Below are 15339 nucleotides of genomic sequence, written 5' to 3' on the forward strand. Positions count from 1 at the left end.
AAGCTGCTTGCTGATGTCATATCAGGTATTCAATTTAAAGATGGTGAACGGATCACTCAAGATCAAACAGAGCATCACGATTCATTGATACACCACATTTGACAATAACTCCTCAAGTAACCCGTTTAAGGTTACTTGAGTATAGTGATTAGCGTTGTGACCACTTAGGGGTATATGTATTAACGACATCGATTCGGGCAGACGTATCGAGATTAATATGACCACTATTAGCGACGTCTAAAAAATCAAATGCAGGCAGAGAGGCTTCGGCAACATCACCGATTGCAGTGACACTGTCATCCCGTTTGAGAGCAAGAAAATCAAATTGTTCACGATCAACACCTTGAGAAGGGGCGGTGTTTTGCATAGCAGTGAAAATACTTTCTATGCGGCCAGGATATAATGTATCCCACTGTTTAAGCATATCTTTGACTGCTGCGCGTTTTAAGTTCTCTTGTGAACCACATAAATTACAGGGAATAATAGGGAAGGCTTTCAATGAGGCATATTCAGCAATGTCTTTTTCACGGCTATACGCTAATGGGCGGATCACCATATTTGCTTTATCGTCCGATAAAAGCTTTGGCGGCATGGCTTTCATTTTTCCTGCAAAAAACATGTTTAAAAACAGCGTTTCTATGATGTCATCTCTATGATGGCCTAATGCAATTTTAGTGGCCCCAATTTTCTGTGCGAAGCCATACAGAGTACCGCGACGTAGACGAGAGCATAAAGAGCAGGTCGTTTTACCTTCAGGGACTTTATCCATGACAATAGAATAGGTATCTTTTTCTAAGATATGATAAGGCACTTTTAGGGCATCAAGATAGCGAGGAAGGACATCTTCAGGAAAACCAGGTTGTTTTTGGTCTAAATTGACGGCCACAATGTCAAATTTAATCGGGGCCCGTTTTTGTAAATTCAGTAAAATATCGAGCATCACGTAGCTGTCTTTACCGCCTGAAAGGCAACACATCACAGTATCACCCTCTTCAATCATGGTGTAATCTGCAATGGCACGACCCACTTCACTGCGTAAGCGTTTTTGCAGTTTATTCATTCGAGTGATTTGTGAGCTTGATTTTTCTTCAGACATAAAAACGCACTTAATTCTAGCCAATTTAGGCCGCACATTATTCCAGTTTCAGTCTAAAGGGTAAAGCTTAATGGCTTTTTTCCTGCCGTTTATGACTGAAAAGCTTAAAACAACTCAAATTAAACTGGATGTCGTTTTTATGAAGAGGTCATAAGATTGAAAAAGGTAAAAGGATTAAGATGAAATTTAGTCTATATTATGATGATAGAGCTTGTAAAAAGAGGGCGGTGAGGGTAGTTTTTACGCTATTTTATTTTTTAAGGTAGCCATGTGACATCTTCTTCTTGTTTTATTCAGCCAAATACAAAACCCAATGCGTTATTAAGGCTCATTTGTTTTCCTTATGCCGGCGGAAGTGCGGCAATATTTAAACATTGGCAGCGTTTTTTACCCGAAACCGTTGAGCTCGTGTGTTTTCAGCCACCGGGAAGATCCACCCGTATTGATGAGACCCCGCTCGATCATATGGCGCTACTGATTGATGAGCTTATGCAGCATCGCACTTTTATTACAGCGAAATCTTATGTTTTTTTGGTCACAGTTTAGGCAGTCGGGTGGCTTTTGAGCTCGCATTACAATTGCAGCATCAAGGCTATGCCTTACCCAAAGCTTTTATTGCCTCCGGCAGCCGCGCACCCCATTTACCCAGTATTAAGCCTAATATTGCGCATCTACCTCAAGTTGAATTTGTCAGTGAGTTAACAAAATTAAATGGCACATCGAATGACATATTACAACATGAAGAATTGATGGCTTTGCTATTGCCTATGCTTAGGGCTGATTTTTCCATTGCGGAGTCTTATTTAGCGAGTCAAACCCCAATAGCGTGTCCGATCCATGTTTTCAGTGGACGTGATGACGATATTACTCATGACCAATTGACCGCTTGGCAAGCACTCACGACTGAAGGGGCTGAGCTTAATTATCTTGAAGGTGATCACTTCTTTATTGATCAATATCCTGAGGCTTTATTGGAAAATGTGCAACGAATTTTGATCCCTTTACTGCTTGAAAACCAGTAATCAGTGAGGTTGTTAATGTTGCTTGTTTTATTGTAGCGATCCCCATTGTTGACGCTCGCTAAGCATGGGCAAGTCACAAGGGAGGCAGGGTAGTTTGATAGAGAAATATGAAATGTTGGTGTTGACCACCAGCAAGTTATCTTGAAAATATAATGCGTAATACCGTGTTAGGGGATTGAAACATATGCGCCACAGTCGGTGTGACATTTAAAAATAGGGCATCAAACCAGCCCTATTTTATACTGACCATCATCTTGTCCTTATACATTAATCGTCTGCCAAAGGTGAACGATAGCCCTCAGGTTTAATGGCTAATAAATCACAATTTAAACTGTCAATCACATGCTCTGCGGTGTTGCCGATAAGGGCCGCTGAAAATCCTGTACGGCCCACGGTACCCAGTATGACTAACTCCGCATCAATTTGTTTCGCCACATCGGGTATAACATCTTCTGCCAACCCCTCAATGATATGACAACAATCGACGGCAATGGCATGGCTGCTGGCAAGGAAATGCACTCTTTGCTCATGTTGCATACGTAATGTTTCTGTATAGGCGTAACTGTCAAAATCGGGTAATTCAATGGCGAGATTAACGGGCGTACCAGGATAACCATTGACTAAATGGACTTGCGCGTCGAATTGAGCCGCGAGTTGGATCGCATGCTCAATAATGCGATTATTTAAGGCTTGATGTGCATCATCTTCAGAGCCAACATTGATGGCGCATAAGATCTTGCCCGCAACAGGCCAGTCATGATCTTTTACCAGTAATACAGGAACGGGGGCTTTGCGCATTAAATGCCAATCGGTTGGAGTGAAAATAACCGACTTGAATTTATCATGCTCATGAGTTCCTTTAACAATAAGATCGTAACTCCCCTGAATAGCGTAAAGAATAATACTTTCAAAAGGGCGATTATGCCAAACGACATTGGTATTGATCGTTATACCTTCTTGACGGTAGTTTGTTAGGACATCTTCTAACCACGCTTTCCTTTGGCTAATCACCCCACCGCGCATGGCTTCTCTTTCTTGGTGCGACACAATGGATGTCATTTCATAAGAAAAATCATAGATAGAGAGAAACACAGTAATACTGGCTTTATTCGGGATGGAAAGCTCAACGGCTCTAGCGAGTGCGGCTTGTGTATCGGTCGTTGGATCGATGACGACAAGAAGTTTTTGATATTCCGTCATAGCATTTTCCTTCTAAGCTGCTCATTAATTGAGTGTCTAAATTGTATTGATGATATTACTGTAGATAAAGCTCAGCATGAGATCCATTTTATTAAGGCTTTATCTTATCTTTTTATTGTTTACAGCCCAGTTTATCGAGAGCATCAAAATTAATGATACTAATATCTTTGCCTCGTACTTGGATCATATTGGCTTTTTGAAAACGACCTAATAGCCGGCTGATGGTCTCGACTGTTAAGCCAAGATAGTTACCAATATCACCTCGGGTCATGACTAAGCGGTATTCTTTTTTAGAGAATCCTCGCTCACTAAAACGGTTAGCCAGTTGACTTAAAAAAGTGGCTAAACGTTGTTCAGCATTTTTTTTACTGAGTAATAAAATCATTTCTTGATCGCTTTGGATCTCATTACTCATGAGTCGCATGACTTGCTGTCTGAGCTTAGGTAGCGTACCTGATAATGAATCTAAGGTCGAATAAGGAATTTCGCAGACCATTGCAGTCTCTAATGCTTGTGAAAAACTTTGATGAATACCTGAATAAATACTATCAAAACCGATGACATCACCCGCAAGATGAAAACCTGTTATTTGCTCATCACCTTGTTCTGTGATGGTATAACTTTTCAATGTTCCCGAACGTAGGGCATATAAGGACTGCAGTGAATCGCCCGCTTTAAAAATTTGCTGCCCTTTTTGTATGGGTTTTTTACGTTCAATAATATTATCGAGTAAATCGAGTTCTTGGTGATTCAAACTAAAGGGGATACACAGCTCTGACATACTACAATTGTGACAATGAAGGCTCGATGTCATTGTTCGACAGGCTTGATTATTGGCAGATTTCATCAAATCACATCCGTTTATTATGTCGCTTGGAAACGCTTTATTCCATAATACCTTACTTTTTGTAAGGATAGTGTGATATTGATCGCTCAATATGCGCGTTTATCCCATTCTCACCCTTTAAATCAAGTGGCTTCAACTTCAATTTTTTTAAAGTTTATATTGAGCTATGGCTATATATAAGGTCTGGATCCCAAAGGCAATGAGTATCATGCCACTTAATATTCGAATGGTCTTTTTTTGTACCCAATAGCTAAGTTGCGTTGCGGCCATGCCCATGCTTAAGAGAGCTGGTAGGGTGCCAAGCCCAAAAGCCAACATAATCAACCCACCTTCAAGGGCTGAGTTGGCCGCCACCGACCACGTAAGCGTGCTATAGACTAAACCACAAGGCAGCCAACCCCAAAGTAGGCCAGCGATCATCGCTTGAAAAGGTGTTTTGACGGGAATAAATTTATTGGCTAAGGGGGCCACAAAGCGCCACACGATTTTTCCAACGTATTCTATTTGCATGACTCCTGCCCACACTTGAGCAATATACAATCCTGTGGCTATCATCATCAATCCTGCTATCGCCCGTAAAAATAGCAGATAAGCATCCATATTAAACAATAGTCCTAAACCACTGACGGAGCCTCCCACTAAGGCGCCAGCCAAGGTATAACTGCTGATCCGTCCAAGGTTATAGCTCAGCACAAATGTTAATTGATGAGCAAAAGGGGATCTTTGCATTTTACGTGGAAGAGCCGACCTTGTGTTATGGCCAGATAACTTAAGGTTGCCCGATGTAGGGTTAGATAATGCCCCCACTAACCCAGAACACATGCCCACACAGTGAGCGGCTCCCATTAATCCAACAATAAAAGCGGCGACTATGCCATATTCATTCATTACCGTGTTTGTCTCTATTATTGATGTTATCGCACATCTTAGTTTCTAACCTTGACGCTTGAGAATGAGTAGACTTAACCTCAGAAGGCTCATAGTCAAAGAGAATGGAGACACTTTGTTTGTCAAGATCATCAAATTGATCAGAGCGTACCGCCCAAAAAAAGAGACAAATAGCAATAATCACAAAAATAATAGCGATGGGAATTAATATATAAATGATGCTCATACTTTAACCTTTAATAATCGCAAGCTGTTAGAGACAACAATGAGAGAGCTGGCAGACATACCTAACGCTGCCACATAAGGTAATACATTTCCTGTCATGGCCAGCGGGATAATCAGCACATTATAACCGATTGCCCAGAAAAGGTTTTGTTGAATAATCGCTTTGGTTTTCTTGGCAACCAAGATAGCATCACTGAAACGAGAAAGATGATCGCCGAGTAAAATAAGATCGGCACTGTTTTTCGTTATTGCCGCGCCACTGCCCATTGCAACAGAGAGGTTTGCGCCGGCTAATACGGGCGCATCATTAATGCCATCACCAAACATCGCGGTTTGTTGCTCCTGTTGGAGTGCATTGATGAGTTCCAGTTTCTGATTAGGCTTTAAGTTTTGGTGTACATTTTTGATATTCAGCTTGTTAGCTAGGGTCAACACTTGAGGCCCCGTATCACCGGTCGCCATGCTGACTTGGCAACCCATATTTTGTAATTGCTTTATGGCGATTGAGGCATCGGGTCGTAGTTTATCACTGAGCTGAATTTTGGCTAAGATGTGATTGTTCTCACTCAGCCAAATATCTTGTCCATTGACATGATATTGATTATTGAAAGGATCATTAGCTATATCGCGATCCGTTGTTTCTACTGATAAAGGATAGGTTAATGATGGGGTATCTTGCACTGTATGTGCCCCAACAAATTCAGCACTACCCAGTTTATACTGCGCGCCTTGAATGGTACCTGCAATCCCCAGTCCCACTTTATTTTCGCAATGGCTTGCGACGATATCTTGTTGTTGATAAGGCATAAATGCAGAAGCAATGGGATGGAGCGAGTGGGCTTCAAGGGCGGCGGCAATCGTCAGAATATGCTGTTTTTGTTGTGCTTGGCTAACGGTTATAGGCGTTGTTGTTAAAGTGTGCTCTGTTTTCATACCAAAAAGAGTTAGGTTATCAATCGTTAATTGACCGCAGGTGAGGGTGCCTGTTTTATCAAAAACCACATGCTTGATTAATGGTAGCTTTTCAAACACATCATTTTTTCGGGCGATAATGCCTAATCGAGTCAGAATGGACGTGCTGCAAGTGATGGCGGTTGGGGTGGCTAAGGCAAGGGCACAAGGACAAGTGGCCACTAACACGGATAGCGTGATCCAAAACGCATCTTCAGGAGAATAAAAAGACCAAAACAAATAACTGAGGCTAGCAAGAAGTAAGACACCTGCAGTGAAATAATTTGAAAACGTATCCGCGTATAAAGCAATTTTAGGCTTATTATGGCTAGCAATTTCTTGCAATCGAATAATATCGGCAACCAATTGTTCTTGACCAACCGCCGTTACTTTGACTTTCAGAGGGTGGTCAATATTAATCGTCCCAGCATAAACTAAGCTGTCAACTTTTTTGATGATAGGGAGTTGCTCGCCGGTTAACATTGACTCATTAATACTGCTACTGCCTTCAATGATTTTACCATCGCCGGCCACTATTTCACCGGGTTTAATTAAAATGACATCGCCCACAATAAGGCGTTTAGCGGGGACTTCCTCCATTCCAGTGTCACTTATTTTATTGGCTGTGAGAGGAATGAGTTTATGTAAGTTACTGGCATTGACGGAGGCTTTTTGTCTGGCATTTTGCTCAAAATATCGACCGAGTAATAAGAAAAAAGTAAACATGGAAACCGATTCAAAATACACTTCACCGCTGCCTCGAATGGTTTCTAAGCAACTGGCGATATAGGCGCCACAAATGGCGATGCTGACGGAGACATCCATATTAATACGGCCCATTAAGAGCGCGCGAATAGCACTAAAATAAAACGGTTGGGCCGAATAAAAAACCACAGGAGCGGCAAATAACATGCTCACCCAACGAAAATAATCACGAAACTCACTGTCTAAATCGGTAAAAAAACCTGAATATAAGGCTAGGGCAAACATCATGACCTGCATGGTAGCAAAGCCTGCTAAACCTAAACGTAATAAAAATTGACGACTTTCTTTCTTGCTGTTAATTTCTTGCTCATCGACTTGAAAAGGAAAAGCTTGATAACCGATGTGGGTGATCTGATTCAAAATATCACTTAACTGCAGCAGGTTTGGATCCCAACGAATTAAGGCCCGCTCGGTGGTTGAATTGACAGAGATACTTTCAATCCCCGTCAGTTGTTTAAGCTTGTGCTCAATGAGCCATGAGCAAGCGGCGCAGGTGAGGCCTTCAAGGGTTAAAGAAACTTGCTTAAAGTACTCATCTTGATAGACAAACTCCTCTTGTATTTCAGGGAGATCATAAGCACTAAAGTGAGAAAGTTCTGCAGGGATAAGCTGTTGCTGTGAGCCGCCCAGTTCCGTCCGAAATTGATAATAATTTAACAGACCCGCGTTAACAATTGCTGCCGAGACAGCCTGACACCCTAGGCAGCACATGGCCTCATCGTGATCTTGAATGCGGGTATATAAAGGCTTGCCTGATAACACGGCTTCACCACAATGAAAACAGCGAGTCTGTGTCGTCATATTAATTTAGCCAGTAATCTGAATCATCAACAAGGGTTAAGCGTTTTTGAATGCGCCAAGATTGATCGTAACCTTCAATTCTGACTTCCCAAGGACCGGTAATATTTTGGGTTAATTCAATGCGGTAGATGCCATTGGCATCTGGAGTGACAATCTCACTGAAATCTTTTGACGCGATGGTTGGATGAAAAAAACCCACACTCAAGGCGGCAATATAGGACTCCCCGCCTTCTTGTTTAATTTCGACATATTCATCATCAAATCGAAGGGCATAATTCATTCCTAATTTTTGAGCTTGTTTAATTTTACGTAAGTCTAAATTAATCGTTTTCCCTTCTTTATAATAATCTTCTGATACCAAGGGATCTTTATTATTGATAGCGAGGAAGAGCAAATTGACACTCGCAATAACGGCGCATAACGGTAACATAATTAAAAACCAAGGCCAGAACTGCTTATACCAGGCTTGTGGTGTTGACATGAAGCTATCCTTCTAAAAAATGTTATTAAAGAATACAAATAAGAAACATAATACAATCTTGAATAACGTATTGATAATAATGTGCATTTAAAAAAAAAGCCCCGACTGAACGTCAGAGGCCTTATCCTTTGGCAATGATAAAGAAACCGTCTTGGGTTACTCTTTATCTTCTTTGTGTGACAAGCTGTAAACGTAAGCGGTGATCACATGGACCTTTTGCTCACCTAATACATCTTTCCACGCAGGCATCACACCCATACGGCCGTTTTTGATGGTTTGTTCAATCGCGCCGCGACTGCCACCGTATAACCAAGCGTTGTCCGTTAAGTTAGGCGCGCCCATAAACTTATTGCCTGAGCCATCCATACCGTGACAAGCGAAACAGCCTTTCATAAAAGACCCTTGACCTTGTGCGGCAAGAGCAGCGTCATGTTCACGACCTGACAACTTGACGACATATTCAGCTAAGCCTTTAATTTCACTGTCTTCAATGGGCAGACCGCCTTTAGGAGGCATCATGCCATTGCGGCCATTCATAATCGTAGTTTTAATGGTGGCTAACTCACCACCATATAACCAAGAACCATCCGTTAGGTTAGGGAAGCCTTTACTGCCTCGCGCATCGGAGCCATGACACATGGCGCAGTTTTGCAAGAAGAGACGTCCACCCACCTTAAGAGCTTCTTTATTAAGAACTAATTCGTCAAGAGGGGTATCCGCATAAGCTTGGAAGATAGGCCCAAACTTTTCATCTGCGTGCTTAACTTCTTGATCGTATTGTACCCAACGTCCTTCTTTCAGTGCTTGTACCACCGCGGCTTTTGACTCATCAAGAGTCCGTATGCTTTGGTTGGAACTGGACCATTCAAATAACCCTTTATAATTCCCCATACCAGGGTAAAGAATTAAATAGATGACACCGAAAACGATCGTAATGTAGAACATATAGCTCCACCACTTAGGCAGTGGATTATTGAGCTCTTCAATACCATCGAAAGAATGGCCCATGGATTCACCTTCTTTTACGCCGGTGGTGTTTTTCGAACACACGCGTAATAAAAAGATACAACCCAAAATGACCACTGTAGTGAGTACACAGATCCATATACTCCAGAAGTTTGTCATTACATCAGCCATCACTTATGCTCCCCTGCATTTATCGCTTGCTGGTTCGTCTCACTAACGCTTTCTTCATCAGAAAAAACCAAGTTAGCCGCATCATCAAATGATGCTTTTTGACGCGAGCTGTACGCCCAAGCGAAGATGCCAACAAAGGTCAACATGACAATCAGAGTAATAATCCCCTGCAATGTACCGTAATCCATTATTTGCTCCTTATTTCAGTGCATGTCCAAGAGATTGGAGGTAAGCAATCAGCGCTTGTAACTCTGTTTTACCTTCAACCACTTGTTGTGCGTCTGCAATTTCCTCATCGGTATACATATCATCATTAGGATGTAAACTGCGTAAGATGCTCATTTTCTTACCCGTTAACTCACCATCAAGGATATTTTCAGCAAGCCAAGGGAAACCGGGCATATTCGACTGAGGGACGACAGCACGAGGATCGATCAAATGCACTTCATGCCATTTATCGCTGTAACGTCCACCGACACGCGCCAGATCCGGTCCAGTTCGTTTAGAACCCCACTGGAAGGGATGATCCCAAACTGATTCAGCCGCAACAGAATAGTGACCATAACGTTCTGTTTCTGCTCGAAGAGGGCGGATCATTTGGCTGTGACAGTTATAGCAACCTTCACGGACATAAATGTCGCGACCTTCAATTTGCAGCGCAGTGTAAGGTATTTGACCATCGAGTGGCTCAGTGGTGTCTTTTTGAAATAACAACGGTGTAATTTCAACGAGACTGCCGAAACTGATAGCAATGACAGTAAAAATGCCTAATAGACCGATATTTTTTTCTACGAGTTCATGATTAAATTTCATCAAATATCTCCTTATACGGCTTTGGCTTCAGCCAAGGCTGGCAAAGAATCTTGAGGGGCATTAACAGTACGGATCACGTTATACGCCATGATCAACATGCCTGTTAAGAAGAAGCAACCCCCGATGAAACGGACGAAATAGAAAGGATATGAGGCTTCTAAACTTTCGACAAAGCTATAGGTTAACGTACCATCAGCGTTAACGGCCCGCCACATTAAGCCTTGCATCACACCTGAGATCCACATAGAAACGATATATAAAACAGTGCCTATAGTCGCTAACCAGAAGTGGACATTAATTAAGCTAGTGCTGTACATGCGGCCATGGTTAAATAACACAGGAATAAGATGATATAACGAACCAATCGTGATCATCGCCACCCAGCCAAGTGCGCCAGAATGGACATGTCCAATGGTCCAATCAGTGTAGTGCGATAGTGCATTCACTGTTTTAATGGCCATCATCGGACCTTCGAAGGTCGACATACCATAAAAAGATAACGACACCACCAAGAAACGTAAAATAGGATCGGTACGTAATTTATGCCAGGCGCCAGACAAGGTCATGATACCGTTGATCATACCGCCCCAAGAAGGTGCGAATAAAATCAGTGACATCACCATACCCAATGATTGAGTCCAATCAGGAAGGGCGGTGTAATGCAGATGATGAGGTCCGGCCCAGATATACAGCGCGATCAATGCCCAAAAATGGACAATCGATAAACGGTAAGAATAAATAGGGCGTCCCGCTTGTTTAGGAACAAAGTAATACATCATCCCTAAGAAGCCAGCGGTTAGTAAGAAACCCACCGCATTATGCCCGTACCACCATTGCACCATGGCATCGACCGCACCACTGTATAAGGAATAAGATTTCCATAAAGTGAGGGGCACTGCCATAGAGTTAACAATATGCAGTACCGCTACGGTAATAATAAACGCACCGAAGAACCAGTTAGCCACATAAATGTGAGAGGTAGTCCGTTTTATTATCGTGCCAAAAAAGACAGTCGCGTAGGAAATCCAAACGATAGCGATCGCAATATCAATTGGCCATTCTAACTCGGCATATTCTTTACCTTGAGTGTAACCCAATGGCAAAGTAATGACGGCGGCGATAATGATTGCTTGCCAGCCCCAAAACGTAAAGGCAGCCAATCTTGGCGCAAACAAGCGCGTTTGACAGGTGCGTTGTACGATATAGTAAGAGCTTGCGAAAAGAGCCGAGGTACCAAATGCAAAAATAACGGCATTGGTATGTAACGGACGGAGTCGACTGTAAGTCAACCAAGGTGTATCGAAGTTTAGCTGAGGCCAGATTAACTGAGCTGCGATTAACACACCGACAGACATACCGACAATTCCCCATAACACTGTGGTTAGGGCGAATTGTCTGACGACGGTGTAATTGTAATCAGCGCCTTTAGGCTGGGAATGGTTCATCATATTGCTTCCACTGCTTATTACTTATTATTTATTGTATGAATAGAAACAGTCTCTATTCGATAAAAATGACAAAATTAACACTTAAAAGTTAATGTAGCGTTAAGATAATGCCAAAGTGTAACCTAAGGTTTACACACAACCCTTGAGGTGCGCTCATGATACTGTAGCCATGTTAAAAAAGATAGGAATTAGGGGGTGTTAAAAGTTGATCTGGATCAAGCTACTCAATAGAATGTTACCTGTTACTTCTTAAGGGGTAAAAAACGTGCAGTTTAGGTTTGTTATTATTTTTATAAAAGCGGTTATTGTTACTGCCATCAGCTCCTTGTTGCTATCGTGTGAGCAGCAAGGACAGAGCGATTATTCTCTACCGCTGGATCTTAGCTTATGTCAATTTCAAGGGCATGACTGTCAGCGAGAAGTTGCGGGCATCGAGGTGAATTTAGATTTGTCACGCCCTGATGCACCCAGTGAAACAGCGTTTGATTTTAGCCTGTCAACGAGTAAGAGGGTTGACAATGTGACGATGAGACTCGAAGGACGCGATATGTACATGGGAAAAATCCCTGTCCGCTTAAGTGCTCACGAAGGTCAACAATTTTCAGGAAAGATGATTTATGGTCACTGCAGCAGTGGTTACATGGTGTGGAACGTTATCGTGAACTTTGAATATCAAGGTCAAAGCCGCAGTATAATTTTTCCGATCTTGGCTGATAATCAATCACGATAGTTAAAAGAGTGTCATGGTTAAACAGGCGAGTGTGGTTGGCACCATTGGGATAACGTGGCCTGGATCTCTTGTAATTTATAAGGTTTAAATAAAATGTCATCCATTCCTGCGGTTAAACATTGCTCTCTTTCTATCGAGGTTGTTCCTGCCGTTAGGGCAATAATGGGTTTACTATAACCTTGATGGCGTAAGGTTGCTGTTGCAGTGAATCCATCCATAATGGGCATGCGGCAATCCATTAAAATAATATCGAAATCACGGGATTTGAGTTGTTCTAGTGCGTCAAGACCATTATCGGCAAATTGAGGAGCAAGGTTTAGTTTTTTAAGCATTAAGTTAATGATCATTTGATTGGTCTTTACATCTTCAACCACGAGGATTTTCATTCCTTCTAAAGAGGCTTTTATCTCATCTGTTTGGATGGTTTTTTTCGAAGCTTTGTCTGAAACAGATAAAGGCAGGGTGACGCTAAAAGTCGATCCTTTTCCTATTTGGCTGGTGACGTTAATATTGCCGTCCATGAGTTGAGAGAGCTTTTTACAAATAGAAAGACCTAAGCCTGTTCCTTCATGGGCTTTTTTACTGGATAAATCTATTTGGCTAAAAGGTTTAAATAATAAGTTTATATCAGATGCTTTTATCCCTGTGCCTGTATCGGTTACTGAAAAAATGAGTTGACCTTTTTGCCAATCAAAGTTGATGTCAATGCCGCCTTTATCGGTAAATTTTATCGCGTTACCGATTAAGTTGACACAGATTTGTTTAATTCTATCGACATCGCCAATGAGATAACGAGGGACAAGATCGGCGCAATTGACGATAAAGGTTAATCCTTTTTCTTGTGCTGAGTGATTAAATATCGCCCGTAATAAATTAGCCACTTCTTCAATATTAAACATGCCCTCGATTAACTCAAACATATTGGCGCTCATTTTACTGTAATCCAGTAAATCATTAATGATATTTCTCAGTAATTCGCCTGAGCTATTTAGCGTGGTTAACAGTTTTCTCTGATCCTCTTGAAGTTCAGTATCGGCTAATAGTTCAGCGCTGCCGAGCAATCCATTCAACGGTGTTCTCAGTTCATGATTTATCATAGCTAAAAAATTTTGACTCGCTTTCTCTGAATCTTCAGCTTGCTTTCTGGCATTCACTTCTTGAATCAAAGTAAGATGACGAATAAAAGCTGCGGTTAATATTTCACCGATTAGAGAGAGGTACTTTTGAATGGGCATTAGCCAGCTGTTATATGCCGTAATTCTTCCCGCCATATAACAATCTGCCTGATTGGCTAAGGCAACCCAGAAGAACTTATTCGTCTCATCCCAATAGGTATTTTGCGAGAATAAGTCTTTAGGTGGCGTCCACGTTTGTATGCGTCCTGCCATACATGAATGGCTAAAATGGACGATATCATCGGCTTTCAGTTCGATATGAATGTGCATATCCGATAAGGATGAATCATCAGTAAGTGTATCGACAAGTTCTTGTAATAGTCGAGGCGTTGGTGATTTTTTTAAAAATAGCCGACTAAAATTGAGGAGATTACTGTCCATTTTCGCTTTATAAGCGAGTAGGGTTGAGTCATGTTTGAGCTTGGTTTGAACATGGGTGAGGGCGTGTTGTAATTGTTCATTTGCATAATAAAGCTCTAGGCTTTTTTCTTCTAATAGCTTTTCAGCAAACTTACGTGCCGCATTCTCTCTGGTTATTTTTTTGTTGAGTAATTGATTTTTTTTTTCTAAATCCATATCGGTATATTTACCGTTTATCGATTGTAAAACGCATGTGTGAGCCCCACTTATCAACGGGTACCATGTCGACAGCAATGTATTCTTTAAAATGAGTGGCGCAGCCTTTGATGAGGTCAAGACAAACATGTCCCATGCAACGAGGGGATCGGTAATCGATGATGAACTGAGTGGACGACATTGAAATAAATTCAACAGTGGGTAAGGTTTCGACATATTGAATAAAATCAATGCTATTATTAATATCACCTGTCGATATGGGCAGGTTTTCTATTCTTTCTATTAAGGTTTTAAAGGCTTTTTTACCGAATACTTGTTCGACGACTTCAACAAATTCAGTGAATGTGAGGCCTTTCATTTTATCTCCTTGATCATAATATCCATCGATAAGTGTTTAGCTAAGTATTGTTGGCAAAATAAAATACGTCAATAACCAATATGTGAATGCGTTATTCTGTTGATTAAATTAATCATATTTTATTAATTTAAATGCCATAAAACATGATTAGCTTTTATTGAGCGTAAATCGCACATGTGAGCCTGTTTCATTCATCAGTTGCATCGTGATGTCTACTTTTTCATTAAAATATTGAGCACAACCTTTTAAAAGGCCAAAGCAAATATTGCCCATGCAACGCGGGGAGTGGTAATCCATGATCAACTTATCGGTGGATATAAAGATGAAGTTAAATTTGGGCATAGTGGCATGAGGGTACACTTTTTGTGCCTCATGGTGAATATAGGTTTCAACATGGATCACAAAATCGATGGTGTTATTAATACTGCCGATTTTAATGGGTAGGCTAGTGAATAAAGGAAGAAAGAGTTGCTGTCCAATCAACGCCAATAAGTCATGTGTTGAAATTCGTGTTAATTCGCTTAGTGTATCGACAAGATGAAAGAGTCGAAAGTGAGAATAATTGCCTGCTTTCACAAACTCTCCATCATCGTTTGCTTTTTGTTTCATGGCGGTATAAATGTCGATACCGAAGTTTGCTTTCACAATATTGATGAGCTCGATAAAAATAATACCCGTCATGGTTTTGTTACCTTTTTGGTTATACAGTTAATGGCTAATGCAATGTGTCTGTGTGAGATGATTAAGTGCATTTATGCCTAAGTATTAGCGTTCAATAAATGAAGGTCAATGAACCTATGGTAATGGAGTATGTTAATTTAAAGAT

At 41.3% G+C, this 15339-nt stretch carries 17 protein-coding genes; 3 read left to right on the plus strand and 14 right to left on the minus strand.

Features of this window, described 5'->3' with window-relative positions:
* Positions 1-148 precede the first annotated feature (148 nt).
* Positions 149-1096 (minus strand): tRNA 2-thiocytidine(32) synthetase TtcA, encoded by a 948-nt coding sequence (ttcA, locus tag L2764_RS16240; RefSeq protein WP_248941312.1) that lies wholly within the window; start codon positions 1094-1096, stop codon positions 149-151.
* A gap of 270 nt (positions 1097-1366) precedes the next feature.
* Here ttcA and L2764_RS28010 point away from each other — a divergent pair, with 270 nt between their 5' ends.
* On the plus strand, positions 1367-1642 hold the full coding sequence (locus L2764_RS28010; protein WP_312018362.1) for a thioesterase II family protein: 276 nt from the start codon (positions 1367-1369) through the stop codon (positions 1640-1642).
* A gap of 8 nt (positions 1643-1650) precedes the next feature.
* Positions 1651-2118 (plus strand): thioesterase II family protein, encoded by a 468-nt coding sequence (locus L2764_RS27825; protein ID WP_312018363.1) that lies wholly within the window; start codon positions 1651-1653, stop codon positions 2116-2118.
* 267 nt (positions 2119-2385) lie between these two features.
* On the opposite strand, the gene uspE is transcribed toward L2764_RS27825, so the two are convergent.
* The 10 genes from uspE to ccoN all read right to left on the minus strand — a co-directional run bounded on the left by uspE (position 2386) and on the right by ccoN (position 11674).
* Positions 2386-3318, minus strand: coding sequence for a universal stress protein UspE (gene uspE, locus L2764_RS16250; RefSeq protein ID WP_248941313.1), 933 nt, complete (start codon positions 3316-3318; stop codon positions 2386-2388).
* 112 nt (positions 3319-3430) lie between these two features.
* The gene (locus tag L2764_RS16255; RefSeq protein ID WP_248941314.1) at positions 3431-4165 is read right to left on the minus strand and encodes an FNR family transcription factor; all 735 of its coding nucleotides are present in this window, start codon (positions 4163-4165) and stop codon (positions 3431-3433) included.
* A gap of 147 nt (positions 4166-4312) precedes the next feature.
* A complete protein-coding gene (locus L2764_RS16260; RefSeq protein ID WP_248941315.1) occupies positions 4313-5053 on the minus strand; it encodes a sulfite exporter TauE/SafE family protein in 741 nt (246 codons plus the stop codon).
* Positions 5046-5279 carry a cbb3-type cytochrome oxidase assembly protein CcoS gene (ccoS, locus tag L2764_RS16265; RefSeq protein WP_248941316.1) on the minus strand — a complete coding sequence of 78 codons (234 nt, stop codon included), beginning with the start codon at positions 5277-5279 and terminating at the stop codon, positions 5046-5048. The genes L2764_RS16260 and ccoS overlap by 8 nt, the downstream gene beginning before the upstream one ends.
* A complete protein-coding gene (locus L2764_RS16270) occupies positions 5276-7795 on the minus strand; it encodes a heavy metal translocating P-type ATPase (protein ID WP_248941317.1) in 2520 nt (839 codons plus the stop codon). The genes ccoS and L2764_RS16270 overlap by 4 nt, the downstream gene beginning before the upstream one ends.
* Position 7796: 1 nt before the next feature.
* Complete coding sequence (locus L2764_RS16275) at positions 7797-8276, minus strand: FixH family protein (RefSeq protein WP_248941318.1); 480 nt, start codon at positions 8274-8276, stop codon at positions 7797-7799.
* A gap of 156 nt (positions 8277-8432) precedes the next feature.
* Positions 8433-9401: a cytochrome-c oxidase, cbb3-type subunit III gene (gene ccoP / locus L2764_RS16280; protein WP_248941338.1), complete on the minus strand. Its 969-nt coding sequence runs from the start codon at positions 9399-9401 to the stop codon at positions 8433-8435.
* Positions 9402-9412: 11 nt separating this feature from the next.
* The gene (locus L2764_RS16285) at positions 9413-9601 is read right to left on the minus strand and encodes a cbb3-type cytochrome oxidase subunit 3 (protein WP_248941319.1); all 189 of its coding nucleotides are present in this window, start codon (positions 9599-9601) and stop codon (positions 9413-9415) included.
* Positions 9602-9611: 10 nt separating this feature from the next.
* On the minus strand, positions 9612-10226 hold the full coding sequence (ccoO, locus tag L2764_RS16290; protein ID WP_248941320.1) for a cytochrome-c oxidase, cbb3-type subunit II: 615 nt from the start codon (positions 10224-10226) through the stop codon (positions 9612-9614).
* A gap of 11 nt (positions 10227-10237) precedes the next feature.
* Entirely contained in the window at positions 10238-11674 is a 1437-nt protein-coding gene (ccoN, locus tag L2764_RS16295) for a cytochrome-c oxidase, cbb3-type subunit I (protein ID WP_248941321.1), read from the minus strand.
* A 265-nt stretch (positions 11675-11939) separates the two neighbouring features.
* On the opposite strand from ccoN, the gene L2764_RS16300 reads away from it, so the two are divergent.
* Positions 11940-12404, plus strand: coding sequence for a hypothetical protein (locus L2764_RS16300; protein WP_248941322.1), 465 nt, complete (start codon positions 11940-11942; stop codon positions 12402-12404).
* Positions 12405-12421: 17 nt separating this feature from the next.
* On the opposite strand, the gene L2764_RS16305 is transcribed toward L2764_RS16300, so the two are convergent.
* The 3 genes from L2764_RS16305 to L2764_RS16315 all read right to left on the minus strand — a co-directional run bounded on the left by L2764_RS16305 (position 12422) and on the right by L2764_RS16315 (position 15194).
* A complete protein-coding gene (locus L2764_RS16305) occupies positions 12422-14155 on the minus strand; it encodes an ATP-binding protein (RefSeq protein WP_248941323.1) in 1734 nt (577 codons plus the stop codon).
* 10 nt (positions 14156-14165) lie between these two features.
* Positions 14166-14513 carry a heme NO-binding domain-containing protein gene (locus L2764_RS16310; protein ID WP_248941324.1) on the minus strand — a complete coding sequence of 116 codons (348 nt, stop codon included), beginning with the start codon at positions 14511-14513 and terminating at the stop codon, positions 14166-14168.
* A 147-nt stretch (positions 14514-14660) separates the two neighbouring features.
* Positions 14661-15194 carry a heme NO-binding domain-containing protein gene (locus L2764_RS16315; RefSeq protein WP_248941325.1) on the minus strand — a complete coding sequence of 178 codons (534 nt, stop codon included), beginning with the start codon at positions 15192-15194 and terminating at the stop codon, positions 14661-14663.
* Positions 15195-15339: the final 145 nt, after the last annotated feature.

It is taken from the genome of Shewanella surugensis (assembly GCF_023284005.1).
In the GTDB taxonomy this organism is placed as follows: Bacteria; Pseudomonadota; Gammaproteobacteria; order Enterobacterales; family Shewanellaceae; genus Shewanella; species Shewanella surugensis.